22 protein-coding genes and 1 pseudogene are annotated in these 23930 nt (G+C 68.3%); 16 read left to right on the forward strand and 7 right to left on the reverse strand.

The window, feature by feature from the left end:
• The 6 genes and pseudogenes from PMI14_RS00615 to PMI14_RS33940 form a co-directional block, all read left to right on the forward strand.
• Nucleotides 1-196: pseudogene (locus PMI14_RS00615) on the forward strand (DNA polymerase III subunit gamma/tau); the annotation flags it as partial.
• 61 nt (nucleotides 197-257) lie between these two features.
• A complete protein-coding gene (locus PMI14_RS00620) occupies nucleotides 258-590 on the forward strand; it encodes a YbaB/EbfC family nucleoid-associated protein (protein ID WP_007847962.1) in 333 nt (110 codons plus the stop codon).
• Between the two features lie 222 nt (nucleotides 591-812).
• On the forward strand, nucleotides 813-1412 hold the full coding sequence (recR, locus tag PMI14_RS00625) for a recombination mediator RecR (protein ID WP_007847965.1): 600 nt from the start codon (nucleotides 813-815) through the stop codon (nucleotides 1410-1412).
• A gap of 121 nt (nucleotides 1413-1533) precedes the next feature.
• Complete coding sequence (locus PMI14_RS00630; protein WP_007847967.1) at nucleotides 1534-1956, forward strand: MAPEG family protein; 423 nt, start codon at nucleotides 1534-1536, stop codon at nucleotides 1954-1956.
• Between the two features lie 154 nt (nucleotides 1957-2110).
• Complete coding sequence (locus PMI14_RS00635; RefSeq protein ID WP_007847971.1) at nucleotides 2111-3163, forward strand: ABC transporter substrate-binding protein; 1053 nt, start codon at nucleotides 2111-2113, stop codon at nucleotides 3161-3163.
• 146 nt (nucleotides 3164-3309) lie between these two features.
• Nucleotides 3310-3462 carry a DUF3096 domain-containing protein gene (locus PMI14_RS33940; RefSeq protein WP_007847974.1) on the forward strand — a complete coding sequence of 51 codons (153 nt, stop codon included), beginning with the start codon at nucleotides 3310-3312 and terminating at the stop codon, nucleotides 3460-3462.
• 162 nt (nucleotides 3463-3624) lie between these two features.
• Here the strand turns inward: PMI14_RS33940 and PMI14_RS00640 are convergent, their stop codons facing one another.
• Nucleotides 3625-5205 carry a transglycosylase SLT domain-containing protein gene (locus tag PMI14_RS00640; protein WP_007847976.1) on the reverse strand — a complete coding sequence of 527 codons (1581 nt, stop codon included), beginning with the start codon at nucleotides 5203-5205 and terminating at the stop codon, nucleotides 3625-3627.
• Complete coding sequence (gene gloB, locus PMI14_RS00645; RefSeq protein ID WP_007847979.1) at nucleotides 5202-5978, reverse strand: hydroxyacylglutathione hydrolase; 777 nt, start codon at nucleotides 5976-5978, stop codon at nucleotides 5202-5204. Before gloB ends, PMI14_RS00640 begins: the two co-directional genes overlap by 4 nt.
• Between gloB and PMI14_RS00650 the strand changes: the two genes are divergently transcribed.
• The 4 genes from PMI14_RS00650 (at nucleotide 5977) to PMI14_RS00665 (ending at nucleotide 12022) form a co-directional block, all read left to right on the forward strand.
• On the forward strand, nucleotides 5977-6804 hold the full coding sequence (locus PMI14_RS00650; RefSeq protein WP_035201829.1) for a class I SAM-dependent methyltransferase: 828 nt from the start codon (nucleotides 5977-5979) through the stop codon (nucleotides 6802-6804). The genes gloB and PMI14_RS00650 overlap by 2 nt on opposite strands.
• A 41-nt stretch (nucleotides 6805-6845) precedes the next feature.
• Entirely contained in the window at nucleotides 6846-7295 is a 450-nt protein-coding gene (gene rnhA / locus PMI14_RS00655; protein WP_035201835.1) for a ribonuclease HI, read from the forward strand.
• 136 nt (nucleotides 7296-7431) lie between these two features.
• Nucleotides 7432-8838, forward strand: a complete 1407-nt coding sequence (locus PMI14_RS00660) for an efflux RND transporter periplasmic adaptor subunit (RefSeq protein WP_007847985.1) — start codon at nucleotides 7432-7434, stop codon at nucleotides 8836-8838.
• A 34-nt stretch (nucleotides 8839-8872) separates the two neighbouring features.
• A complete protein-coding gene (locus PMI14_RS00665) occupies nucleotides 8873-12022 on the forward strand; it encodes an efflux RND transporter permease subunit (RefSeq protein WP_007847991.1) in 3150 nt (1049 codons plus the stop codon).
• A 15-nt stretch (nucleotides 12023-12037) separates the two neighbouring features.
• Here PMI14_RS00665 and PMI14_RS00670 read toward each other — a convergent pair whose 3' ends face one another.
• Nucleotides 12038-13453 (reverse strand): sigma-54-dependent Fis family transcriptional regulator, encoded by a 1416-nt coding sequence (locus tag PMI14_RS00670; RefSeq protein WP_007847994.1) that lies wholly within the window; start codon nucleotides 13451-13453, stop codon nucleotides 12038-12040.
• A 156-nt stretch (nucleotides 13454-13609) separates the two neighbouring features.
• Between PMI14_RS00670 and PMI14_RS00675 the strand changes: the two genes are divergently transcribed.
• Complete coding sequence (locus tag PMI14_RS00675; protein ID WP_007847995.1) at nucleotides 13610-15220, forward strand: AMP-binding protein; 1611 nt, start codon at nucleotides 13610-13612, stop codon at nucleotides 15218-15220.
• 32 nt (nucleotides 15221-15252) lie between these two features.
• Nucleotides 15253-16014 (forward strand): enoyl-CoA hydratase/isomerase family protein, encoded by a 762-nt coding sequence (locus PMI14_RS00680; RefSeq protein ID WP_007847996.1) that lies wholly within the window; start codon nucleotides 15253-15255, stop codon nucleotides 16012-16014.
• 29 nt (nucleotides 16015-16043) lie between these two features.
• Here PMI14_RS00680 and PMI14_RS00685 read toward each other — a convergent pair whose 3' ends face one another.
• From PMI14_RS00685 to PMI14_RS00695, 3 genes are read right to left on the reverse strand one after another with little or no spacing between them, the layout of a single operon-like run.
• Complete coding sequence (locus tag PMI14_RS00685) at nucleotides 16044-16685, reverse strand: glutathione S-transferase family protein (RefSeq protein ID WP_007847997.1); 642 nt, start codon at nucleotides 16683-16685, stop codon at nucleotides 16044-16046.
• A gap of 35 nt (nucleotides 16686-16720) precedes the next feature.
• On the reverse strand, nucleotides 16721-17626 hold the full coding sequence (locus PMI14_RS00690; RefSeq protein WP_007847998.1) for a helix-turn-helix domain-containing protein: 906 nt from the start codon (nucleotides 17624-17626) through the stop codon (nucleotides 16721-16723).
• Between the two features lie 11 nt (nucleotides 17627-17637).
• Nucleotides 17638-18231, reverse strand: a complete 594-nt coding sequence (locus tag PMI14_RS00695) for a YbhB/YbcL family Raf kinase inhibitor-like protein (RefSeq protein ID WP_007847999.1) — start codon at nucleotides 18229-18231, stop codon at nucleotides 17638-17640.
• A 173-nt stretch (nucleotides 18232-18404) separates the two neighbouring features.
• Here PMI14_RS00695 and PMI14_RS00700 point away from each other — a divergent pair, with 173 nt between their 5' ends.
• Complete coding sequence (locus tag PMI14_RS00700; RefSeq protein WP_007848000.1) at nucleotides 18405-18887, forward strand: VOC family protein; 483 nt, start codon at nucleotides 18405-18407, stop codon at nucleotides 18885-18887.
• Nucleotides 18888-19184: 297 nt separating this feature from the next.
• Nucleotides 19185-20336: an MFS transporter gene (locus PMI14_RS00705; protein WP_052024297.1), complete on the forward strand. Its 1152-nt coding sequence runs from the start codon at nucleotides 19185-19187 to the stop codon at nucleotides 20334-20336.
• Between the two features lie 17 nt (nucleotides 20337-20353).
• On the opposite strand, the gene PMI14_RS00710 is transcribed toward PMI14_RS00705, so the two are convergent.
• A complete protein-coding gene (locus PMI14_RS00710) occupies nucleotides 20354-21367 on the reverse strand; it encodes a LacI family DNA-binding transcriptional regulator (protein ID WP_007848007.1) in 1014 nt (337 codons plus the stop codon).
• Between the two features lie 366 nt (nucleotides 21368-21733).
• Between PMI14_RS00710 and PMI14_RS00715 the strand changes: the two genes are divergently transcribed.
• Together PMI14_RS00715 and PMI14_RS00720 are read left to right on the forward strand one after the other, a co-directional pair.
• Entirely contained in the window at nucleotides 21734-22693 is a 960-nt protein-coding gene (locus PMI14_RS00715) for a tripartite tricarboxylate transporter substrate binding protein (protein ID WP_007848031.1), read from the forward strand.
• A gap of 66 nt (nucleotides 22694-22759) precedes the next feature.
• Nucleotides 22760-23911 (forward strand): mandelate racemase/muconate lactonizing enzyme family protein, encoded by a 1152-nt coding sequence (locus tag PMI14_RS00720; RefSeq protein WP_007848035.1) that lies wholly within the window; start codon nucleotides 22760-22762, stop codon nucleotides 23909-23911.
• Nucleotides 23912-23930 lie beyond the last annotated feature (19 nt).

Below are 23930 nucleotides of genomic sequence, written 5' to 3' on the forward strand. Positions count from 1 at the left end.
GGAGGCTGCCGGCCACGCCACCCAGATCACCGTCGAGGTGGGCGTGGTGATCGACAGCCCCGCCCGCCGCAACGCCGCCGCTGCCGCCGAGCGCCAGCGCGTGGCCGAAGAGATCGTGATGAACGACCCCTATGTGCAGACGCTGCTGCGCGACCATGGCGCGAAAATCGTGCCGGGCAGCATCAAGCCCGCGTGAGGCGCCTTCACCGGTACCGATAGATAGACAGACAACAACCTCCAACCCAAGGACCACCACCATGTTCAACAAAGGACAACTCGCCGGCCTGATGAAGCAAGCCCAGGCCATGCAGGACAACCTGAAGAAGGCCCAGGACGAACTGGCCTTCATCGAAGTGGAAGGCGAATCCGGCGCCGGCCTCGTCAAGGTGCTCATGACCTGCAAGCACGACGTCAAGCGCATCACCATCGACCCCAGCCTGCTGGCCGAGGACAAGGACATGCTCGAAGACCTGGTGGCTGCTGCGTTCAACGCGGCCGTGCGCAAGGCCGAAGAGACTTCCAGCGAGAAGATGGGCAAGCTGACAGCCGGGATGCCAGGCCTCCCCGGCGGCATGAAACTTCCCTTTTGAGGGCTGGCTACCGAGCGGCCTTCATGCGTCGTTGGGCGGTGCTCGCAATCCTCACGTACAGGAAGTACGTTCCGGTTGCTGCGCTCCGTCCGCCTAGCCTGAAGACCGCTCGCTACGCCCTGGAGGGCGGGGTGTGAAGGCAGGGGCGGCGCTTCGTTCGCTTTGCTCACTGGCGCCTGGCAGAGTTCGTTTTTTTCAGGCACTTGCTGCTTACACTGGCCTATGGCTTCTTCTTCGTCCACCAACTCTCTTGACGTTCTGATCCAGGCGCTGCGGCGGCTGCCGGGGGTGGGGGTGAAGTCGGCTTCGCGCATGGCGTTCCATCTGTTGCAGCATGACCGCGAGGGGGCGCAGGCCTTGTCGCGGGCGCTGCAGGATGCGGCGGAATCGGTGCACCACTGCAGCCGCTGCCATACCTTCACCGAGGCCGAGGTGTGCAGCACCTGCCTGGACCCGGAGCGCGATGCCACGCGGCTGTGCGTGGTGGAGACGCCGGCGGACCAGTCGGCGCTGGAGCGCACCGGGGCCTTCAAGGGGTTGTATTTCGTGCTGATGGGGCGGCTCAGCCCGCTCGACGGCATCGGCCCCAAGGAGATCGGCCTGCACAAGCTCATGGACCGGGCCAGCGACGGCACGGTGCAGGAGGTGATCCTGGCGACCAATTTCAATGCCGAGGGCGAAGCGACGGCGCATGTGATCAGCGAGGCGCTCAAGGCCCGGGGCCTGCATGTCACGCGGCTGGCGCGCGGCGTGCCGGTGGGCAGCGAACTCGAGTACGTGGACCTGGGCACCATCGCCCATGCGCTGGTGGACCGGCGCTGATCGGCGGCAGCAGTGCAGCCCCAGCCTCCGGGGCCGCTTAGAATCCCTCCCCCCACTACTACTATCAATTCAATAGCTTGCCAGTCAGGACTGGCAGGCAATACCAAGAAAGTCAATTCCAATGAACTCCATGCACATGGCGCGCTTCACGGCGGCCTACTGGTGTGTGCTGGTGGCTGCATTGCTGCCCATGGTGTGCTCCTACATGGCCAAGAGCGGTGGGCTGGGCAAGTCCCGCAAGGAGGGCGGTTTCGACAACCGCGACCCGCGCGGCTGGCTGGCCCGGCAGACGGGCTGGCAGGCGCGCGCCAATGCGGCGCAGACCAACAGTTTCGAGGCGCTGCCGTTCTTCATCGGTGCCGTGGTCATTGCGCACCAGCTCGGCGCCGGCCAGACGCTGCTGGACCTGGCGGCCCTGCTGTGGGTGTTCCTGCGCATTTTCTACATCATGATGTATGTGTCGGACATGCCGACCGTGCGCAGTGCGCTGTGGTCGGGCGCCTTCCTGGTGAACGTTGGCATCCTGTTTCTCGGATACCGCTGATCGGCAGGACGCGGGCCCTTGTGGGCCCCGGTTTTCGGCCCTTGCCACTGTCACCTACGTATTAGTCCTCAGGGGTAGTCCCTGATGCCCGATGGGGCATGCTGAGGCACGATTGTTGCAGTGCAACAATGGGCGCTCCGCCTTTCTTTTTTCCATGCCACCACCCCTGCTCAGCCGCCGCGCATTTGGCGCCGTATCCGCCCTCTCGGCGGCTGCGGTGTTCGCGCCTGCCGTGCTCTCGCAGCAGGCGGCCGCCCCGGGGCTGGGCCGCGTCACCGTGGCCGTGGGCGGGCAAAGCGTGCTCTACCACCTGCCGCTGGCGCTGGCCGACCTGCTCGGCTACTTCGAGAGCGAGGGGCTGCAGGTCGTGGTGTCCGACTTCGCCGGGGGTGCCATGGCTCTGCAGGCGGTGCTCACCGGCGTGGCCGACGTGGGGTCGGGGGCCTATGAGTACACCATCCGCCAGCAGGCGCGTGGCAACCACCTGCGCGCCATGGCCGTGCATGGCCGTGCGCCGCAGATCGCCATGGGGGTGTCGCGCAAGGCGCTGCCGCGCTATGGCGAAATCGGTGATCTGGCGGGCCGGCGCATCGGCGTCTCGGCCCTGGGTTCGTCCACGCACCTCATGGCCATCCACCTGCTGGCGCGCGCCGGCGTGCGCGAGCGCGACGTGAGCTTCATCGGCGTGGGCTCGGGTGCGCCGGCCGTCGCGGCCTTGCGCACGGGCCAGGTGCATGCCCTGTGCCATGCCGACCCCATCATGACGCTGCTCGAGCAGAAGATGGACGTGACCATCGTCGGCGACATGCGCACCCTGAAGGGGTCGCACGAGATGTTCGGTGGCAACATGCCGGCGGGTTGCCTGTATGCACCGCAGGCCTTCGTGCAACGGCAGGCCGCCCAGGTGCAGGCGCTGACCAATGCCATCGTGCATGCGCTCAAATGGCTGCAGACGGCGGCACCGGCCGACCTGATCAAGGTGGTGCCGCCCCACTACCTGCTGGGCGACCGCGGGCTCTACCTGGCCGCGTTCAGCCGTGTGCGCGAGACCTTCTCGCCCAACGGCCTGATGCCCGACGACGGGCCCGCCACCGCGCTGCGCGTGCTGGGCCGCACCGGCCCGGAAGTGGCCGACGTGAAGGTGGACCTGGCGCGCACCTTCAGCAATGAGTGGGTGCGCAAGGCACGCCTGAAATACAACGTCTGAACCTGCGCAGCGCGCCGGATGGGCGGGCGACACCACTGTCCGCAAATTGCGCTCTCGGGTCGGGAAGATGGCTTACATTGGCCAGCGCTCCGGATGCGTAACCTCCGGATACCGATTACCACCCAGCCAACAAGGACTGCTCCACCATGTCGTTCAGCCTCAGCATCGGCCCGCTCGTCTCCCTGATCGCGGGCATCCTCATCCTCGTCATGCCGCGCCTGCTCAGCACCATCGTGGCGATCTACCTCATCGTCATGGGCGTACTGGGACTGATGGGCATGCATTCCCTGAAGTTGTAAGAGCGGAGCGACTGAGAAAACTCCCCTGGCGTCGTTGCCTCGTCTTGCCGTACTTTCAGTACTGTCTGCGACAAGGCGCCTAGCCAGGAAAGTTTTTCAGCCGCTCTTGAGGACAGGGTCTGTTTGCTTGTTGTTGCTTGTTGTGCGGCAGACCCCTGGGGCTCAGCGTTTCTTCACTTTAGACGGCGTGCCGCCGCGCTTGGCGGGGGAGGATGGCGGGGCCTTGGCCGCGCTTTGCTTGTTGCCGCGGGCCTGCACCACCTTGCGCACGTTCGATGAACGCACCTGGGTGGTGGCTACGGCCACGGCGGCGCGCACCGGCAGGTAGACCACGACCTGCTGGCCCAGCTTGAAGGCGGCGCCGGCCTTCACGTCGTTCCAGTCGGCCACGCTGCTGGCGCTCAGGTTGTAGCGCTTGGCCACGCTGGCCACGGTTTCACCCTTGCGGGCGCGCACCGTGGTGCGGCGCGTGACGATCTCGGGGGCAAAGGCCAATTGGCCGTTGTCGGCCAGGTGCGAGGACACGTCCTCGCGCGTGGTCACGGAGCGCGGCACCATCAGCGCCGAGCCGGCCTTGATCAGCATGCGCGGGGGAATGTTGTTCATGGCGCGCAGGTCGGCCTCGCTCATGCCGGCGCGCTGGGCTGCGTCGGCCACCGTCATCGTGGTGGGCACGGACCACACGGTCCAGCTCGCGTACTGGCCTTCGCGGCGCGCTTCCAGGTTGCGCTGGAAGACCTTGGCGTTGTCCCAGGGCAGCAGGATCTGCGGCGTGCCGGCCGCCAGGATCACAGGGCGCTTGTACGAGGGGTTCAGCGCGCGGAAATCCTCCTCGCGGATGCCCGAGAGGCTGGCCACCAGCGCCACATCGATGTCGTGGGTGATGTCCACCGTCTGGAAGTAGGGGTGGTTCTCGATCAGCGGCAGTTCGGCCTTGAAGGCGTCGGGGTTGGCCACGATGTTCTTCACCGCCTGCAGCTTGGGCACGTACAGCCGGGTTTCGGCCGGCATGTTCAGGTCCGTGTAGCTGGTGCCCAGGCCCGCCTTCTGGTTGCGCGCAATGGCGCGGCCCACGCTGCCTTCGCCCCAGTTGTAGGCAGCCAGGGCCAGGTGCCAGTCGCCGAACATGCCATAGAGCTTCTGCAGGTAATCGAGGGCCGCGCGGGTCGATGCCAGCACGTCGCGTCGGTCGTCGCGGAAGGCGTTCTGCTTGAGATCGAAATAGCTGCCCGTGGCCGGCATGAACTGCCACATGCCGGCCGCCTTGGCGCTCGACACGGCCTGCGGGTTGAACGCGCTCTCGATGTAGGGCAGCAGCGCCAGCTCGGTCGGCATGCCGCGGCGCTCCAGTTCCTCGACGATGTGGAACAGGTACTTGCTCGAGCGCTCCGTCATGCGCTGGATGTAGTCGGGCCGCGTGGCATACCACTGCTCGCGGTCCTGCACCAGCTCGTGCTGCAGGTCGGGCATGGCGAAGCCGCGGCGTATGCGGTCCCACAGGTCGGCCGGGGCCGACAGCGAGGCCACGCCGCCGTTGTTGAAGGCGTTCACCGCCATGATGGGCTGCAGTGGCCCATTCGGGATGAACGGCGTGTGCGCGGGGCGTGCCGGGGTGTTGCTGGTGGGGGTAGGGGTGCCATCCGGCGTGCCGGACGCCGTGTTGTTGGCGGTGTTGGTTCCGGTGGTGGCGCAGCCAGTCAGCCAGAGCATGCCCGCCAGGCATGCGATGTGCACAATTTTCATCGAAACTCGTTTTTCCATTGGCGCAGGGCAGCCAGCACTGCCACCGCGTCGTGTTGATCGGTCTGCTGGTGGAACCGCTGTGCCGCCTGGCGCACCTCGGACTCGCGCACGCGCAGGAAGGGGTTCACTGCGCGCTCCTGCGCAATGGTCGATGGCAGCGTGGGTACGTTGCGTGCCCGCTGTTCCTCGCACCAGCCGAGGTAGTGGACCAGATCCTGGTTGCCGGGTTCCACCGCCCGTGCGAATTTAAGGTTCGAGAGTGTGTATTCGTGCGCACAGCACACCCGCGTGTGGCCTGGCAGCGCGGCCAACTGGTCGAGCGAGCCGAGCATCTGGGCCGGCGTGCCCTCGAACAGGCGCCCGCAGCCGGCCGAAAACAGCGTATCGCCGCAAAACAGCACGGGCGCCCCCCCGATGTCCGCGCAGTAGAAGGCGATGTGCCCGGCCGTATGGCCCGGCACGTCCAGCACCGTGAAGTGCAGGCCGGCCACGTCCACAGTGTCCCCGGCAGACAGGCGCACCAGGGGTTCGGGGATCTTCTCGCGTGCCGGGCCGTACACGGTGGCGCCCGTGGCCTCGCGCAGCACGTCCACCCCACCCACATGGTCGTTGTGGTGGTGCGTGACTAGAATGGCCTGCAATCGCAGTCCCTGGTCGTGCAAAGCCTTCTGTACCGGTGCGGGATCTCCCGGGTCCACGACAATGGCCTGGCGCGTGTCGTGCAGCATCCAGATGTAGTTGTCGGCAAAGGCGGGCAGCGGTAGCAGGTTCATGAGCGATCAAATTATAGGTTTGCACCATTGGTTCGATTCCCCGCCCGGCCGTTACCTGCTGGCCTGGGAGCAGGCGCGGCTGGATGAGGCGGTGGCCGACCTCTTCGGCTACCACGCCGTGCAGCTGGGCATGCCGCTGCTGGACGGGCTGCGTGCCAACCGCATGCCCAACCAGTGGCTGGTGCTGGGCCAGGAGGCGGCGGGCGGCGAGGGCCTGCCGACGGACGCCGGCCTGCGCGCGGATGGTACTCCCCGCCAGGGCATTGCGCTGCTGGCCGAGCCCGTGGCCCTGCCGTTCGCGGAAGGCAGCCTCGACCTGGTGGTGCTGCCCCATACGCTGGAGCTGAGCATCGACCCCCACGCCGCGCTGCGCGAGGTGGCGCGCGTGCTGGTGCCCGAAGGGCGCGTGGTGATCAGCGGCCTCAACCCCGTGAGCCTGTGGGGCCTGCGCCAGCGGCGTGCGCGGCTGTACGGCCGGCTGGGCCGCAGCACGCTGTACCTGCCCGACGTGGGCGAGTTCATCGGCTACCGCCGCCTGCGCGACTGGTTGCGATTGTTGAGCTTCGAGGTCGAATCCGCGCGGTTTGGCTGTTATTGTCCGGCGGTGCGCAGCAGCCAGTGGATAGAGCGCTTTGGCTGGCTGGACCCGCTGGGCGAGAAATGGTGGCCGATCTTCGGGGCCGGGTACTTCCTGGTGGCCGTCAAGCGCGTGCATGGCATGCGCCTGCTGGAGCCCGGCTGGCGCACCGCCCGCCAGCGCAACGCGGCCACCGTGCCCGTGGCGCACCGCACACCCTCGCCACCGGGCGCCACCCATCGGCGCTGATGGCGATGGACATGAAAGAAGAAAGAGAACAGGAATCCAATTTGAACGAGGTCGTGATTTACACCGATGGCGCCTGCAAGGGCAACCCTGGCCCTGGCGGCTGGGGCGTGCTGCTGCGCGCAGGCACGTCGGAGAAGGAGTTGTTCGGCGGCGAGCTGGGCACCACCAACAACCGCATGGAACTGCTGGCCGTGATCGAGGCGCTGGCTGCCCTGAAGCGCCCCTGCGCCGTCACCCTGTACCTGGACAGCGAGTACGTGCGCAAGGGCATCACCGAGTGGATCCACGGCTGGAAGGCCCGTGGCTGGCGCACCGCCTCCAAGGCCCCGGTGAAGAACGTGGAGCTGTGGCAGCGCCTGGATGCGCTGGTCGCCAGCGGCGGGCACCGCATCGACTGGCGCTGGGTCAAGGGCCATTCGGGCGATCCCGGCAACGAGCGCGCCGACCAACTGGCCAACAAGGGCGTGGACAAGGCGCTGGGCCGGATCTGAGACGCAAGGGGCGTGGATCTGTCTCCAATGCCCCACCCCGGTATCGCCGGAGGCTGCGGTTTTGGACACACACTGATACATTGATGGATTGTCCGCATCCGTGCGGCTCCACCGATTTCATTGCTGCTGCTGATCCATGGCGTCCAAAACCCGTTACATCGTTGTTGCTGTCGTCGGCATTGCTGCCGCATCGGGGGCCGCATGGTGGCTTCAGCGACCCGCTGCGCCGCCCAAGACGGACGCTGCATCCTCGCCCGCAGGGGGCAACGCCCCCTCGGCCGGTGCGCGGGGCCCGGGCGGGCAGGGCGGTGCAGGCCGGGTGGTGGCCGTAGAGGCCGTGCCCGTGCGCCAGATGGCGCTGCGCGACGATGCCGAGGCCGTGGGCAGCCTGCGCTCGCGCCGCAGCGTGGTGCTGCGCCCCGAAGTCAGCGGGCGCATCACGGCACTCAATTTCACCGATGGCCAGCGCGTGCGCCAGGGCCAGGTGCTGGTGCAGTTCGACGACCAGTTACCCCGCGCCCAGGTGCAGCAGAGCCAGGCCGAGCTGTCCATCGCCCAGGCCAACCACAAGCGCAACCAGGAGCTGGTGGCCCAGGGCTTCATCAGCCAGCGCTCGGTCGACGAGAGCGCGGCCAACCTCGAAGTGGCCCAGGCCAAGCTCGCGCTGGCACAGGCCACCGCCTTGCGGCTGCGCATCCTGGCGCCGTTCGACGGCATTGCCGGCATCCGCGGCGTGAACGTGGGCGACTACCTGAAGGACGGTGCCGACATCGTCAACGTGGAAGACCTGGACGTGGTGTATGTGGACTTTCGCCTGCCCGAGCGCCTGCAGGGCAAGGTGCGCACCGGCCAGACGGCGCGCGTGGCCTTCGATGCGCTGCCCGGCGTGCGCTACGCCGCCGTCATCCAGGCCATCAACCCGCAGATCGATGCCGATGGCCGCGCGGTGGCCGTGCGCGGCTGCATCGACAACCGCCGCCTGCAGCTGCGCCCCGGCATGTTCGCGCGCGTGACCACGGTGTTCTCCGAACGTGCCAATGCCCGCGTGGTCCCTGAGGAGGCCATCGTGCCCGAGGGCAACAATGCCTTCGTCTACAAGGTGATCGAGGGCAAGGAGCCCGGCACCCGCGTGAGCCAGCGCACCGCCGTGAAGCTGGGCGCACGTGCCCCTGGCCTGGTGGAGGTGCTGGACGGCCTGGCCGCCGATGACCTGGTCGTCACCGCCGGCCAGCAGCGCATCCAGCGCGACGGCACCGCCGTGCGCGTGGTGGTGCTGGGCCAGCCGGAGGCGGCTGGCAAGGCCAAGGGCGCTGGCGGGCCTGCGCGCGCGGCCTCGGGCGCTGCGTCGGGCACAGCCACCGCGGCCGATGTACCCGCCTCTGCCGCACCGGCTCCCGTGCCGGCCCCGGCGGCCCCTGCTGCGCCCGCCGCACCTGCGGTGGCCGTGCTGGCCGAGCCGCCGCCCGGCCCCAACCCCTGCCAGGTGGCGGGCACCGCCCCGGGCCGCCAGGCCCCTGCTGCAGCGCCACGCCAGCCCGGCTGAGCGAGCCGGCGCCCTCCATCCATGAGCCCCTGCCATGCAACTCGCTGAACTATCGATCCGCCGGCCGGTGTTTGCCACCGTGCTGTCGCTGCTGGTGCTGCTGATCGGCGCCGTGAGCTTCACGCGCCTGTCGGTGCGCGAATACCCCAAGATCGACGAGCCCGTGGTCACCGTCAGCGTGCGCTATGCGGGGGCTTCGGCCGAGGTGATCGAGTCGCAGGTCACCAAGCCGCTCGAAGACTCGATTGCCGGCATCGACGCGGTGGACGTGATCACCTCCATCAGCCGTGCCGAGCAAAGCCAGATCAGCGTGCGCTTTCGCCTGGAGAAGGACGCCGACAACGCCGCCGCCGAGGTGCGCGACCGCACCGCCCGCGTGCGCAACCGCCTGCCCGATGCGGTGGACGAGCCCGTCATCGCCAAGGTCGAGGCCGACGCCTCGCCCGTGATGTGGCTGGCCTTCAGCAGCGACACGCGCACCCCGCTGGAGATCAACGACCTGCTCAACCGCATCGTCAAGCCGCGCCTGCAGACCGTGACCGGCGTGGCCGACGTGCCCATCTACGGTGAGCGCCGCTACGCCATGCGCGTGTGGCTCGACCCCGAGCGCATGGCCGGCTACCGCCTGACCACGCAGGACGTGGAAGACGCGATCCGCCGCAACAACCTGGAGCTGCCCGCCGGCCGCATCGAGTCGCAGCAGCGCGAATTCAGCGTCACCTCGCAGACCGATCTGGCCAGCCCGGCGCAGTTCTCGAACGTGGTGATCCGCACCGTCAACGGCTTTCCGGTGCGCATCCGCGACGTGGCGCGGGTGGAGGAGGGCGCCGCCAGCGACCGCAGCCGCGTGCGCTTGAACGGGCGCGAGGCCATCTCGCTGGGCGTGATCCGCCAGGCCACGGCCAACCCGCTGGAGCTGTCGGCCGGCGTGCGCGCCATGCTGCCCACGCTCAAGGCCGACCTGCCGCCGGACATCGCGATCGACATCGCCAACGACAACTCGCTGTTCATCGACCGCTCGGTGAAGAGCGTCTACACCACCATTGCCGAAGCCGTGGTGCTGGTGGCGCTGGTGATCTTCGTCTTCCTGCGCACGGCGCGCGCCTCCATCATCCCCATCGTCACCATCCCGGTGAGCCTGGTGGGCAGCTTTGCGCTGATGTCGCTGGCCGGCTTCTCGATCAACACCCTCACCTTGCTGGCCCTGGTGCTCGCCATCGGCCTGGTGGTGGACGATGCCATCGTGATGCTGGAGAACATCTACCGGCACATCGAGGAGGGGCTCGATCCGTTCTCGGCCGCCATCAAGGGCGCGCGCGAAATCGGCTTTGCCATCGTCGCCATGACGCTGACCCTGGTGGCCGTGTATGCGCCGCTGGCCTTCACCCCGGGCCGCACGGGCCGGCTGTTCGTCGAGTTCGCGCTGGCGCTGGCCGGCGCCGTGGTGGTTTCGGGCTTCGTGGCGCTCACGCTGTCGCCCATGATGTGCTCGCTGCTGCTCAAGCACAACCCCAAGCCCAACTGGTTCGACCGCTCCATGGAGCGCTGGCTCACGGCCCTGTCGGACGCCTATGGCCGCCTGCTGCGCTGGATCGTCACCGCGCGCTGGGGCGGCCGGGCGGGGGGCGTGCGCGGCGCGCTGTTCCAGGCGCGTTGGCTGGTGATCCTGGCCATGGTGGTCAGCGGCGCCGCGCTGGTGCTGGTCTACCCCGGCATGCGCCAGGAGCTCTCGCCGCTGGAGGACCGCGGCACCATCCTGGTCAACGTCACCGCGCCTGACGGCGCCACGCTGGACTACACCAACCGCTATGCGCTGGAGCTCGAAAAGGTGGGCCGCGACTACCCCGAGTTCGACCGCATTTTCGCCAACATCGGCAACCCCACGGTAGCGCAGGGCAGCGTGATCTACCGCACGGTGGACTGGGAGAACCGCTCGCGCAGCACGCTCAACATGGTGCGCGAGCTGCAGCCCAAGGTGGTCGGCCTGCCGGGGGTGAATGCCTTCTTGATCACGCCGCCGTCGCTGGGCCAGCCGTTCCGCGCGCGCCCACTCACCTACGTGATCCAGACCTCCGACAGCTACGAGAACCTCAACGCCGTGTCCAACGCCATGATGGCCGAGATCGCCAAGAACCCCGGCATCATCTCCCCCGAGGCCGACCTGCGCCTGAACAAGCCCGAGCTGCGCATCGCCGTCAACCGCGACCGCGCCGCCGACCTGGGCGTGAGCGTGGACGTGGTGGCCAAGGCCATCGAGACCATGCTGGGCGGGCGCACCGTCACGCGCTACAAGCGCGACTCCGAGCAGTACGACGTGATCGTGCAGACCCAGGCCAGCGGCCGCACCACGCCCGAGAACATCGACAGCATCTACGTGCGCGGCCGCAACGACGCGATGATCCCGCTCTCGAGCCTGGTCAACGTCAAGGAAAGCGTGAGCCCGCGCGAGCTCAACCACTTCGGCCAGCGCCGCTCGGTCACCATCACGGCCAACCTGTCGCCCGAGTACTCGCTGGGCGAGGCCCTGGGCTTCATGGACGCCACGGCCGCCAAGGTGCTCAAGCCCGGCTACACCACCGATTTGAACGGCACCTCGCGCGAGTTCCGCAGCTCGCAGGGGGCTCTGGGCATCGTCTTCCTGCTGGCGCTGGTGTTCATCTTCCTGGTGCTGGCGGCGCAGTTCGAGAGTTTCATCGACCCGCTGGTGATCATGGTCTCGGTGCCGCTGTCCATGATCGGCGCGCTGCTGGCGCTCAAGTGGAGCGGGGGCTCGCTCAACGTGTACTCGCAGATCGGCCTGATCACGCTGGTGGGGCTGATCACCAAGCACGGCATCCTGATCGTCGAGTTCACCAACCAGCTGCGCGAGCAGGGCCTGGAAATGGTGGACGCGCTCGTCAAGGCCTCGGCCCAGCGCCTGCGCCCCATCCTGATGACCACGGGCGCCATGGTGCTCGGCGCCATCCCGCTGGCCCTGGCCTCGGGCGCCGGTGCCGAAACGCGCTCGCAGATCGGCTGGGTGATCGTGGGCGGCATGTCGCTGGGCACGCTGCTCACCATCTTCGTCGTGCCCACCATGTACACCCTGTTCGCGCGCAAGGCCGTGCCCGGGGCCAACACCGCCGTGGCCGCGGAGGAACCCGCCGAGCCGCTGCACCCACCGCACGACTACGTGGCGAAATAGGCCGGTTCGGCCGTCCTAGGCCAGTGGCCGCTCCAGCGCGATGCCGTGCAGGCGCAGCTTGGCATACAGCGTGGGCTTGGCAATGCCCAGGGCCTGCGCCGCGCGTGTCACGTTGTAGCGGTGGGCCTTGAGCGCCTGCACGATGGCCTCGCGCTCGGCCGCGCGCAGGCTGCGCACTTCGGTGCCAGGGGCTGAGTCCGCGGGGGCCTGTGCACCCGGTGACGCCGGCACCAGGCCCAGCACGCCGGCATCGAGCGTGCCGCCCTCGCTCAGGTTCACCAGCCGCTCCATGGCGTTCTCCAGCTCGCGCACATTGCCCGGCCAGGGGTGCTGCAGCAGGGCGGCCAGTACGGCAGGCGGCAAATCATGCACCGGCTTGCCCAGCGCCGTACCGTAGCGCGCCAGGAAATGCGTGGCCAGCAGCGCCACGTCGGCCGGGCGCTCGCGCAGCGGCGGCAGGGTCAGTGCGATCACATGGCAGCGGTAATACAGGTCCTCGCGGAACTCCTTGCGCGCCACCATGGCGTGCAGGTCGCGGTTGCTGGCCGTGACCACGCGCGCATCCACGCGCACGGCGCGCGTGCTGCCCAGGCGCACCACCTCGCGCTCCTGCAAAACACGCAAGAGCTTGGCCTGCACATCGAGCGGCAGCTCCGACACCTCGTCCAGAAAGATGGTGCCGCCGCTGGCCGCCTCGAACTTGCCCGGCCGCCCCTCGCGCTGAGCACCCGTGAAGGCGCCCGGCGCATGGCCGAACAGCTCGCTCTCGATCAGATCGCGCGGCAGCGCCGCGCAGTTCACCGCGATGAAGGGGCCGTCGCGCCGCGCGCTGGCGTTGTGGATGGCCTGGGCCAGCACCTCCTTGCCCGTGCCGCTCTCGCCGCACAGCAGCACATTGGCCTGGCCCGCAGCCGCCTTGCGCGCAGCGGCGATGGTGGCGCGCAGCGCGGGGCTCTGCCCGACCATGGTGTCGAAGGTGTGCCGCGCCTGGCTGCCCGCCAGGCGGTCCGCCAGCCGGTGCACGCCGCTGATCTCGCGGAAGGTGTTCACCACCGACAGCACGCGCCCGTCGGCTGCCTTTACGGGCACCGCCGTGTCCAGCACATGCAGCTGAAAGCGCGGCGTGGCGATGATGCGCTCGCGGTCGGTATAGCCCTCGCCGGTCAGGAACACCTGCTCCACCATGGTGTCGAAGTCGAGCAGCGACCCCAGCGTGCGCCCCTGTGCCAGGTGACGCGGCAACCGCAGCTGGCGCGCCGCCTCGGCATTGAGGTGGCGCACCACGCCCCCGGGCTCCAGCACCATCAGGCCATAGGGCACATGGTTCACCAGGGTCTGCAGCTCTTCGATGAGCTGGCCCTGGCGCTCCAGCAGGTCATCGGGGTTGACGGCTGTAGCAGGGGGCGGGGAGGGTGGTCGCTTGGTGGGCATGGTGTTGCAATATAAAACGTTCAATTATTGAACGTTCGTTGCAAATCATATACCCCCACGTCGGATGCAGAGAGCGGCGTTCCCAGATAAAGCCGGCCTGCCGCATGTGGCACGGAGCTTGCCCTGAAAGCAGGGCCTTCCTATCCTGCAACACCCATGGCCAACGCTGCTTCCACCGCCACCCACGATCCCTTCGCTCCCTCGCTCGGTGCCGAGCTGCGCCGCGCGGCCGCCGAGGTACCCGACCAGCCCTTCATCCGCATGGCGGCAGGCGAGTGGTCCTACCGCCAGATCGACGAGGAAAGCGACCGCCTGGCCGCCGGCCTGCATGCCCAGGGCGTGCGTGCGGGCCACCACGTCAGCCTCATGCTGCCCAATTGCATCGAGATGGCCGTGCTCTGGTTCGCGCTGGCCAAGCTGGGTGCGGTGGCCGCGCCGGTCAACACCTCGTTTCGCGGCACGGTGCTGGCCGACGCGGTCAACCTCGTGGAAAGCCGCCTGGTTGTGGTGCACGCCAGCTTGCACCCCCAGTGGGCCGACGTGCAGGCCCGGTTGGCCACGGCCACCCAGGTCTTCGTGGTGGGGGCCGATGCGGCCGATGCCGCAGGATGCTTACCCTACGCCCTGCTGCGCGGCGTGGAGCCCACAGAGCGCACCCTGCCGCGCCCCGAAGTCGCTTGCGATGCACTGTGCCTGCTGCTCTACACCTCGGGCACCACGGGCCGCTCCAAGGCGGCCATGATCGCGCACCGCTTCGTGCTGGCCCAGGCACGGCTGTTCATCGCGGGGCTCGAACTGCGGCCCGACGACGTGCTGTACTGCCCGTACCCGATGTTCCACCTCGACGCCTCGGTGATGACCATCGTGCCCGCGCTGCTGCTGCGCGGCGTGGCCGCCATCGGCGAGCGCTTCAGCGTCTCGCGCTACTGGGACGAGGTGCGCGCCCTGCAGGCCACCGTGTTCGACTTCATGGGCGCCACGGTCACCATGCTGTGGAAGCAGGCGCCATCACCCCGCGACCGCGACCACCGCGCGCGCCTGGGCTGGGGCGTGCCCCTGCCCGCGTTCGCCCCGCAGTTCGAGGAGCGCTTCGGCTGCCGTCTGGTAGAGCTGTACGGCTCCACCGAGGCCGGCGGCGTGATGTACACGCCGCTGAACGAACCGCGGCGCATGGGTTCGTGCGGCAAGGTGGCCCCTGCTTTCCGTGCACGGCTGGCAGACCCGCAGGGCGTCGAAGTGCCCGTGGGCCAGCCCGGCGAACTGCTGCTGCGCCCCGAGCAGCCCGGCCTGCTCATGCAGGGCTACTACGGCATGCCCGAGGTCACGCTCGCCGCCTTCAAGGACCTGTGGTTCCACACCGGCGACCTGCTGCGCCAGGACGAAGAGGGGTACATGTACTTCGTCGGCCGCACCAAGGACATCGTGCGCCGCCGCGGCGAGAACATCTCGGCCGCCGAGGTCGAGATGGGCATCGAGACCCACCCCGACGTGCTCGAATGCGCCGTGTTCGGCGTGCCCAGCGAGATGACCGAGGAAGAGGTCATGGCCTGCGTGGTGCTGCGCCCCGGCGTCAGCCTCCGCCCCGAAGCCTTGGCGCAGCACTGCAGCGAACACATGGCCCGCTTCATGGTGCCGCGCTACCTGCGCCTGCTGCCCGCGCTGCCCAAGACCCCCACCGACAAGGTCGAGAAATTCCGCCTGCAGGCCGAAGGCATTGCGCCGGGGACCTGGGACCGCGAAGCAGAGACGCTGCGCACCACCAACTGACCATCCAACGAACGAAGAAAGCGAGACCAATCATGAGCTTTGCCACCCACACGATGGACGGCGCCGTCAGCGTCGTCACCCTGCAGCGCCCCGAGCGACTCAATGCCATCAGCGGAACGCTGCTGGTGGACCTGCACACCGCCCTGCAGGCCGCGCAGAACGAGCCCGCCACGCGGGCCATCGTGTTCACTGGCGCAGGCCGCGCCTTCTGCGCAGGCGACGACCTCAAGGAGTTCGGCGAACAGTCCGAAAGCCCCGCCGCCATCGCCGAGCACTGCGAGCGCATCCAGCAGATCACGCGCGACATCATGTTCGGCCCCAAGCTCGTCATCGGCGCCGTGCACGGCTATGCCGTGGGCGGCGGCTTCGAGTGGGTACTCAACTGCGACATGGTGGTCGCCGCCGACACCCTGGTCTGCTTCTTCCCCGAAATGGCGCTGGGCCACTTCGTCACCGGCGGCGTCACCCACCTGCTGCCCCAGGCCCTGGGCCACCAGCGCACGATGGAGCTCATCGTGCTGGGCGAACGCCAGAGCGCCGCGGACCTCAAGGCCCTGGGCCTGGTCAACCGCGTGGTGCCTGCCGACCAGATGCTGCCCACCGCCCTGGCCCTGGCCGCCGAGGTGGCCACCCGCTCGGCTGGCGCCACCGCGCGGCTCAAGCGCGTGCTGACTTCAGGCCTGGGGCCGAAGATCGAAGAGGCGCTGGTGGCGGAGGGCAAGGCTGCGAATGCCTGCTTTGCAGACCCGGATACGGCGCTGCGGATCGGGGTGTTTGCGAAGGGGCGGTTGTGATGTCGCGCAAGCGCCGTTGAACCGCGCTGTCAGCCCAGCAACGGCACCAGATCCGGGTCCCCCTTCGCCATCGCACGCTGGTACGCCGGCCGCGCCCCGATGCGCTGCAGGTACGCGCGGATGTTGGGGTAAGGCCCCAGATCCAGCGGCTGGAACAGCCGCATGGTGGTGAGCGAGAAAACGCTCATCACATCGGCGGCCGTGAACTCCTGCCCTGCGAAGTAGGGCACCTCGCCCAGGCGGGCCTCCACCAGCGCCAGCACCCGGTCCAGGCGCAGCTGCACGTTCTGCTGCACCGGGTGGTCGGCAGGCAGTTGGGCGCGGTTGACCACCATCATGCGGCCCAGAACGGGCATCAGGTTGCCATTGGAGAAGTGGAACCAGTACAGGAACTGCGCGTAGTCGGCATGGTCCTGCGAAAGCTTGAGGCGGCCGCCGCCATGCTGGACGATGATGTACTCGACGATGGCGGCCGACTCGGCCAGCAGCAGGCTGCCGTCTTCGATGAGCGGCGCGGCGCCCAGCGGGTGCAGGGCCTTGAGTTCGGGCGGCGACAGGCGCGTGACGGCATCGCGCTTGTAGTGCACCAGGTCGTATTGCAGGCCCAGCTCTTCGCAGAGCCAGACGATGCGTTCGGATTGGGAGTGGCCGAGGTGGTGGATTTTGAGCATGGGTGTTGGATGTTGTGGGGGAGGGGACGAAAGGATCAACTGGCGCCGCGCTCGTGCCCGCGCACGGCCGTGGGGGCAAAGCCGAAGCGCTGGCGAAAGCGCACCGCGAAGCGCGAGGGCGATTCATAACCCACCGACAGCGCGATGGATGACACCGGCTGCGTGGTGGCCTGCAGCAGCGTGAGCGCGGTGGCCATGCGCGCGTCCACCAGCAGCTGGGTGAGCGATGCGCCCTCGGCCACCAGGCGGCGGCGCAGCGTGGCCTCGGACACGGCCAGTTCATTGGCGATGCGGCCGGCGGTCCATTCGGTGTCGAGCCGACCCGCTATCAGTGCGCGCACCTTGACTGATACGCCGGGGTTCACGGGCGGGGCGTGCAGGGCGATGCCGTGCTGCTCCAGCAGCCAGTGCAGCACCTCCAGCACGCGCTGGCGCGCGATGGATGCGGGCAGGGTTGCATCCGGTGCCAGTGACTGCGCAGCGTGCCCGAATGCGCTCGCCAGTGCCGGTGCCACCTGGGGCACCAGGCGCACGGGTGCGCCCGCGGCGCCCGTGGTGCCGGGGCGTTCGGCCTGCGCGGTGCGGGCCCGGTAGTAGGGGTCGTCGAGCAGCGCGGTATCGAACACCAGCCAGCGGGCTTCGTAATGGTCCACGCCGCTGGGGACGGCATTGGTGAAGTCCACTGTCTGGTGGCCGTCGATCACGATGGCCTGCCCGGGCATGGCGCAGGCCGTGGCACCGCGCTCGGCGCGCACGGTCTTGGTGCCCTGGTCCACCAGGATCAGCGCGGGCTGGTCCATGCGCATGCGCAGGATTTCCAGCCCACGCCCCTGCAGCACATGGGCCGCCATGCCCACGCCGGGCAGGGCATGGATGCTACGGGCCAGGGCTGCGCTGTCGGGTGGGGCGTGGCGTGTGCTGCGCATGGGGCTGTGGTTCATGCCGTGCGTGCTCAGCGTGCGCCCATGGCAGTGAAGCTGGCCTTGCCCACCGTGTGGGCCCCCGCCATGAAGGCCAGCAGCGCCGGCGTGGCCGTGGGCGGCAGGTCCAGCCGCGGCACGTCGAGCGCGGTCACGGTGACCACATAGCGGTGCGTTTCGCCGGGCGGGGGCAGGGGCCCCCCATAGCCAGGCACGCCCATGTCGGTGTTGATCTCCACCGCGCCGGGAGGCAGTGCGCTGGTGCCTGCCAGCCCGGCACCGCGTGGCAGCGCGCTGGCAGTGGCGGGGATATTGGCCACGGCCCAGTGCCACCAGCCCGAGCCGGTGGGGGCATCGGGGTCGTACATCGTGACGATGAAGCTCTGCGCATTGGCCGGAGCGCCCTGCCATTCGATTTGCGGCGACAGGTTGTCGCCCGGGCCGCCCATGGCGCTGGCAAACTGCGCGCGGGCCACCCGGCCATCGGCCATGTCGGGGCTGTGCACGGTGAATGGTGGCGTGGCACCGCCTGGGCCTGGCGCGACGACGGTGCAGGCTGCCAGAGGGGCGAGCAGCGGCAGTGCGAGCAGGGCGCGAAACGTGGAAAAAGAGGTGGTGAAAAGCATGTCGGTTCCCGGTGGTTGGTGTGGGGAAAGTCTAGGTTCCCGGGTGCTTTCAAAGGGTGCGGCGCCAATCGCATTCTGTGCCAATCCGATCAAGCAGGTGTCCTACAAGTGCTTGCCTTGCGGGCGAGGATCGAAAGCGACACACTGGCCGCTTTCTGACACAGGAGACCTGCATGCCCGCCGCCAAGAACACCGTTTGCATCTGGTACGACAGCGAAGCCGAGGCCGCTGCCAACTTCTACGCCCAGACCTTTCCGGACAGCCAGGTGGCGGCCGTGCACCAGGCGCCATCCGACTTCCCGGGCGGCGGCAAGAAGGGCAATGTGCTGACGGTGGAATTCACCGTCGCCGGCATCCCCTGCATTGGCCTGAACGGCGGCCCACAGTTCAAGCACAGCGAGGCCTTCTCGTTCCAGATCGCCACCGACGACCAGGCCGAGACCGACCGCCTGTGGAACGCCATCGTCGGCAACGGCGGGCAGGAGAGCCAGTGTGGCTGGTGCAAGGACCGCTGGGGCATCAACTGGCAGATCACCCCGCGTGTGCTGACCAATGCCATGGCTCAGGGCGGCGATGTGGCCAAGCGTGCGTTCCAGGCCATGATGCCCATGAGAAAGATCGATGTGGCGGCGATAGAAAAGGCCGTTCGCGGCTGAGCCTGGTCGTGTGAAGTTTTGTCGGCGCATCGGAGAAATTTTTTTCCCCGATGCGGTTGACGGGCAGCGAAACACCACGCCATAATCCGCCCCGCAGCCGCTTGCCGGCCTGTCGTAAGCGTTACCGTCATCCAACGCGTCCTTTGTCGAGAGGAGCCCAGTAAGGGCGTGTCTCGGCGTTTTAAAGGCGCGCTCTCCATGACGTCACGCATTTCGCATTCTTCTTCTCCGTCTTCCTCTCCCTCCGTTTCTTCTTCCGTTCGCCCGCTCGGGTTGGCTGGTGCACCCGCGCCTGCCTTGTTCACAGCGCTTGCGCCGGTGGTGCTGGCGGTCTTCCTCGGGTTCTTGTCCATCAGCATCCCGCTCGGCGCGCTGGCGCTGGAGGTGCGCGACCACCTGGGCTTTGGCGCGGCCACGGTGGGCTGGGCCATCGGCCTGCAGTCGCTGGCCACCCTGCTCACGCGCCACCAGGCGGGCACCTTGTGCGACCAGCGCGGGCCGCGCTTCGCCGTGCTGCTGGGCCTGCCGCTCACGGCGTGCTCGGGGCTGGCCTATGTGCTGGCCAGTGTGCTGCCCATGGCGCCTGCGGCCAGCCTGGCCGTGCTCATCCTGGGCCGCCTGGTGGCGGGCCTCGGTGAAAGCCTGTTCCTCACCGGCCTCATGAGTTGGGGCATTGCGCGCGTGGGGCCTGCGCGCACGGGCTCCGTCATGTCCTGGGTGGGCATTGCCATCTATGCGGCGCTGGGCCTGGGCGCGCCGCTGGGGCTGGCGGTGCAGCCAGTGTTCGGTTTTGCGGGCGTGGGCGCACTGGTCTTGCTCACGCCGCTCCTGGCCTGGGCCATTGCGCTGCGGCTGCCGGCGGTGCCGGCCTCCGGTGGTCAGGCGCGCGTGCCGTTCCACCGCGTGCTGGGCCTGATCTGGCGGCCGGGCCTGGTGCTGGCGCTGGCCACCGTGCCCTATGCGGCCATGGCGGCCTTCCTCACGCTGGCATACGCAGCCCACGGCTGGCCGCATGCGGGCACGGCGCTGCTGGGCTTCAGCGCGGCCTATGTGCTGGTGCGTCTGGTGGGTTCGGGCCTGCCGGACCGCTTCGGTGCCACCGCTGTCGCCGTGGGCTCGCTGGCCTTCGAGGCCGTGGGCCAGGTGCTGGTCTGGCAGGCCGGCAGTCCCGCCATGGCCGTGCTGGGTGCCACGCTCACGGGCCTGGGCTTTTCGCTCGTGTTCCCGGCCATGGGCGTGCTGGCCACGCGTTCGGTGCCACCCGAGCAGCGCGGCCGCGCCGTGGGCAACTTCATCGCCTTTGCCGACATTGCGCTGGGCGTGACGGGGCCGGTGGTGGGCATGGCGACGCACTGGTTCGGCATTGGCACGGCCTTCCTCGTGGGAGCAGGTGCCACGTGTCTGGCGCTGGCCCTGCTGGCTAGCGTGCGGCTGGGGGGCAGGGCGTAGGCCCGTGCCCCCGGCGGTTACTCCGCGTCCACCGAGGTGGAGCGCCGCTCGATCATGCGAAACCCCAGGTCCACGATGGGCTGCTCCACGGTCTCGCCATTGCAGCGCGCCAGGATGAGCTGTGCGGCCAGGCGGCCGATCTCGGGGCCGTCCACGTGCACGGTGGTGATCGACGGCACCATGTGCGCGCCGAACTCGGCATTGCCGAAGCCCACCACGGCCAGGTCCTCGGGCACGCGCAGGCCACGGGCCTGGGCCTCCACGAGTACGCCGTGGGCCAGGGTGTCGGAGCTGCAGCACACGGCCTGCAGGCCCGGCTCCTTGTCCAGCAGCTCGGCCAGCGCGCGGCGGCCCAGGGCCAGGCTGCTGGGCGCGGGCACCACGGCCGTGGGCACGTCGTCGCGGCCCAGCGTGGCCAGAAAGCCCTCGCGCCGCAGCATGGCGCGGTGGTCGCTGCCGGTGGCGATGCCGACCCTGGTCCAGCCGCGCGAGAGAAAGTAGCCACCCACCGCTCCGCCCACCTTGAGATGCGAGAAGCCGATCACCATGTCCACCGGCCGGTCGCTCAGGTCCCAGGTTTCCACCACCGGGATGCCGGATCGCCTGAGCCGGTCGCGTGCCTTTTGCGACTGCACCAGGCCGGTCATCACGATGCCGTCGGGCTGGCGGCTGATCATGGTGTTGAGCACGGCCTCCTCGCGCTCGGCGTCGTAGTTGGTCTGTCCCACGATGACCTGGTAGCCGCCCGCGGCCAGCGCCGAGGTGAGGGTCTGCACGGTGGGCAAAAACTGCGATACCGACAGCGCCGGCACGATGGCCGCGACCATGCGGCTGCGCTTGGACTTGAGGCCGCCTGCGAGCAGGTTGGGGATGTAGCCCGTGGCCTCCACGGCCTCGCGCACCTTGGCGATCGTCTTGTCCGACACCACGCCCGGGTTGCTCAGCGCGCGCGAGGCGGTGATGAGCGATACGCCCGCGACCTTGGCCACATCGTGCAGGGTGACGGGCTTGTGGGGGGCGGGGGTGTTCATGGACGGGTACGGCGACGCAAGGGCAGGGCTGGCGCAATGGAGAGAGAAGTCCGTACCCTACCAAAATTCCGGGCCCCTTCCGCGGTGGGAGGCCCGGGCAGGGTGCCTGGTGGCTGGCTTGCAGACACTGCGCATTGCCCAGGTTGACTGCGGCAAATGACAACGATATCATTTGCGCTGAACGGTAGCAAAGGCGCTTTCACGAGGCTTGTGGCTTTCGGAAAGATGGAGCAGTCGGCAAGACGACTTCATTTGCCAAAAATGACAACGTTACCATTTCGGGGAAACACTGCTTTCCCCTCCCGGCCGTGCCGCTCGTCCATGGGTGATGGGCGGTCAGACCGTTTACCAACAAGGAGACAACGCATGAAAAACACACTCACAGCCCTGTGCCTCGGCCTGGCCGCACTCGCATCGCACGCCCAGGCCTGGCCTGAAAAAGCGGTGACATTGGTCGTACCGTTCCCGCCCGGGGGCTCCACCGACCAGGTGGCGCGCGCCGTGGGCCCGCTGCTCACCAACAAGTTCAAGCAGTCCTTCCTGGTGGAGAACAAGGCCGGGGCCACGGGCACCATCGGCGCCACCTTCGTCAAGCGTGCGCCGGCCGATGGGTATACCTTCCTGGTCACCTCGCTGGGCCCGCTGGTCATCACGCCGCATCTGCTCAAGGGCATGCAGTACGACCCGCTCAAGGACTTCGACCTGGTCACCGTGGCCGTGCAGTCGCCCAATGTGCTCGTCGTGCCCACCAATTCGCCGCTCAAGTCGGTGGCCGACGTGATCGCCAGCCTCAAGGCCAATCCCGGCAAGCTGACCTTCGCCTCGGCTGGCAACGGCTCCAGCGACCACCTGACGGCCGAGCTGTTCTGGCAGCAGACGGGCACCACGGCCATCCACGTGCCCTACAAGGGCGGCGCGCCCGCGCACACCGACATCATGGGCGGGCAGGTCGATGCCTCGTTCCAGAACGTCAACTCGGTGGTGCAGTACATCAAGGGCGGCAAGATGCGCGCCCTGGCCGTCACCAGCGCAGCGCGTTCGCCCGTGCTGCCCGACGTGCCCACCCTGACCGAAGCCGGCGTGAAGAACGTGGAAGTGACCTCCTGGCAGGCCATCGTCGCCCCCAAGGGCCTGCCGCCCGCCGTGCGCGAGAAGGCCCACGCCGCGTTCGCCGAGGCGCTCAACGACCCCAAGGTCAAGGACCAGTTCGTCGGCATCGGCTTCGAGATGGTGGTCAACACGCCAGCCCAGTTCGCTGAGTTCCAGAAGAAGGAATACGCGCGCTGGAAGACGGTGATCGAGACCGGCAAGATTTCGATTGATTGATGCCTCCCTGCCCCAAGGCGCCGCCTTGGGGCCTCTGTGTTCCCTGTCGTTCCCCAGCCCCTGCCCATGACTGCCTCTACCCCCTCCGCCGCTGGCGATTCCATCGCCTGGGTCCGCATCTCCTCGTGCTACCTGCCGCTGGCCAACCCGATCAGCGATGCCAAGGTGCTCACCGGCCGCCAGAAGCCGATGACCGAGATCGCGATGCTGTTCGCCGAGATCGAGACCAAGGATGGCCACAAGGGCCTGGGGCTGAGCTATTCCAAGCGCGCGGGCGGGCCGGGGCAGTTCGCCCATGCCAAGGAGATCGCGCCCGCGCTGATCGGTGAGGACCCGAGCGACATTTCGCGCCTTTGGACCAAGCTGTGCTGGGCCGGTGCCTCGGTGGGGCGTAGCGGCATGTCCACCCAGGCCATTGGCGCCTTCGACGTGGCGCTGTACGACCTCAAGGCGCGCCGCGCGGGGCTGTCGCTGTCCAAGCTCTTGGGCTCGCAGCGCGACTCGGTGCAGTGCTACAACACCTCGGGCGGCTTTCTGCACACGCCCATCGAGCAACTGGTGGTGAACGCGGGCGCTTCCATCGAGCGCGGCATCGGCGGCATCAAGCTCAAGGTCGGCCAACCCGACCGGGCGCTGGACATAAAGCGCGTCGAGACCGTGCGCAAGCACCTGGGCGAGCATGTGCCGCTGATGGTGGACGCCAACCAGCAGTGGGACCGCCCCACGGCCCAGCGCATGTGCCGCATCTTCGAAGAATTCAACCTGGTGTGGATCGAGGAGCCGCTCGACGCTTACGATTTCGAGGGCCACGCCGCGCTGGCCGCGACCTTCGACACACCGATCGCCACCGGCGAAATGCTCACCAGCGCTGCCGAGCACGGCGAGCTGATACGCCACCGCGCAGCCGACTACCTGATGCCCGACGCACCGCGCGTGGGCGGCATCACGCCCTTCCTCAAGATCGCCGGGCAGGCCGAGCATGCCGGCCTGAGCCTGGGCCCGCACTTCGCCATGGAGCTGCACGTGCACCTGGCTGCCGTGTATGCCACCGAGCCCTGGGTCGAGCATTTCGACTGGCTGGAGCCGTTGTTCAACGAGCGCCTGGAGATCCAGAACGGTCGCATGCTCGTGCCCACGCGCCCCGGCCTGGGCCTGAGCCTGAGCGAGCAGGCGCGCGCCTGGACACGCGAGAGCGCAGAAGTCGGACAGCGCCCCTGACGCGCCTGCGGTAGATTGA

The sequence above is a fragment of the Acidovorax sp. CF316 genome (genome assembly GCF_000276605.1).
Classification (GTDB): Bacteria; Pseudomonadota; Gammaproteobacteria; order Burkholderiales; family Burkholderiaceae_C; genus Acidovorax.

Excerpts from the sequence above, each read along its gene's own strand:
- PMI14_RS00635 (WP_007847971.1), top strand. The coding sequence starts at position 2,111 with ATGCCACCACCCCTGCTCAGCCGCCGCGCATTTGGCGCCGTATCCGCC.
- PMI14_RS00690 (WP_007847998.1), bottom strand. The coding sequence starts at position 17,626 with ATGAACCACAGCCCCATGCGCAGCACACGCCACGCCCCACCCGACAGC.
- PMI14_RS00695 (WP_007847999.1), bottom strand. The coding sequence starts at position 18,231 with ATGCTTTTCACCACCTCTTTTTCCACGTTTCGCGCCCTGCTCGCACTG.
- PMI14_RS00685 (WP_007847997.1), bottom strand. The coding sequence starts at position 16,685 with ATGCTCAAAATCCACCACCTCGGCCACTCCCAATCCGAACGCATCGTC.
- PMI14_RS00715 (WP_007848031.1), top strand. The coding sequence starts at position 21,734 with ATGAAAAACACACTCACAGCCCTGTGCCTCGGCCTGGCCGCACTCGCA.
- PMI14_RS33940 (WP_007847974.1), top strand. The coding sequence starts at position 3,310 with ATGTCGTTCAGCCTCAGCATCGGCCCGCTCGTCTCCCTGATCGCGGGC.
- gloB (WP_007847979.1), bottom strand. The coding sequence starts at position 5,978 with ATGAACCTGCTACCGCTGCCCGCCTTTGCCGACAACTACATCTGGATG.
- PMI14_RS00650 (WP_035201829.1), top strand. The coding sequence starts at position 5,977 with ATGAGCGATCAAATTATAGGTTTGCACCATTGGTTCGATTCCCCGCCC.
- PMI14_RS00665 (WP_007847991.1), top strand. The coding sequence starts at position 8,873 with ATGCAACTCGCTGAACTATCGATCCGCCGGCCGGTGTTTGCCACCGTG.
- PMI14_RS00640 (WP_007847976.1), bottom strand. The coding sequence starts at position 5,205 with ATGAAAATTGTGCACATCGCATGCCTGGCGGGCATGCTCTGGCTGACT.
- PMI14_RS00700 (WP_007848000.1), top strand. The coding sequence starts at position 18,405 with ATGCCCGCCGCCAAGAACACCGTTTGCATCTGGTACGACAGCGAAGCC.
- PMI14_RS00630 (WP_007847967.1), top strand. The coding sequence starts at position 1,534 with ATGAACTCCATGCACATGGCGCGCTTCACGGCGGCCTACTGGTGTGTG.
- PMI14_RS00675 (WP_007847995.1), top strand. The coding sequence starts at position 13,610 with ATGGCCAACGCTGCTTCCACCGCCACCCACGATCCCTTCGCTCCCTCG.
- PMI14_RS00660 (WP_007847985.1), top strand. The coding sequence starts at position 7,432 with ATGGCGTCCAAAACCCGTTACATCGTTGTTGCTGTCGTCGGCATTGCT.
- PMI14_RS00670 (WP_007847994.1), bottom strand. The coding sequence starts at position 13,453 with ATGCCCACCAAGCGACCACCCTCCCCGCCCCCTGCTACAGCCGTCAAC.
- PMI14_RS00710 (WP_007848007.1), bottom strand. The coding sequence starts at position 21,367 with ATGAACACCCCCGCCCCCCACAAGCCCGTCACCCTGCACGATGTGGCC.
- PMI14_RS00620 (WP_007847962.1), top strand. The coding sequence starts at position 258 with ATGTTCAACAAAGGACAACTCGCCGGCCTGATGAAGCAAGCCCAGGCC.
- PMI14_RS00680 (WP_007847996.1), top strand. The coding sequence starts at position 15,253 with ATGAGCTTTGCCACCCACACGATGGACGGCGCCGTCAGCGTCGTCACC.
- PMI14_RS00720 (WP_007848035.1), top strand. The coding sequence starts at position 22,760 with ATGACTGCCTCTACCCCCTCCGCCGCTGGCGATTCCATCGCCTGGGTC.
- recR (WP_007847965.1), top strand. The coding sequence starts at position 813 with ATGGCTTCTTCTTCGTCCACCAACTCTCTTGACGTTCTGATCCAGGCG.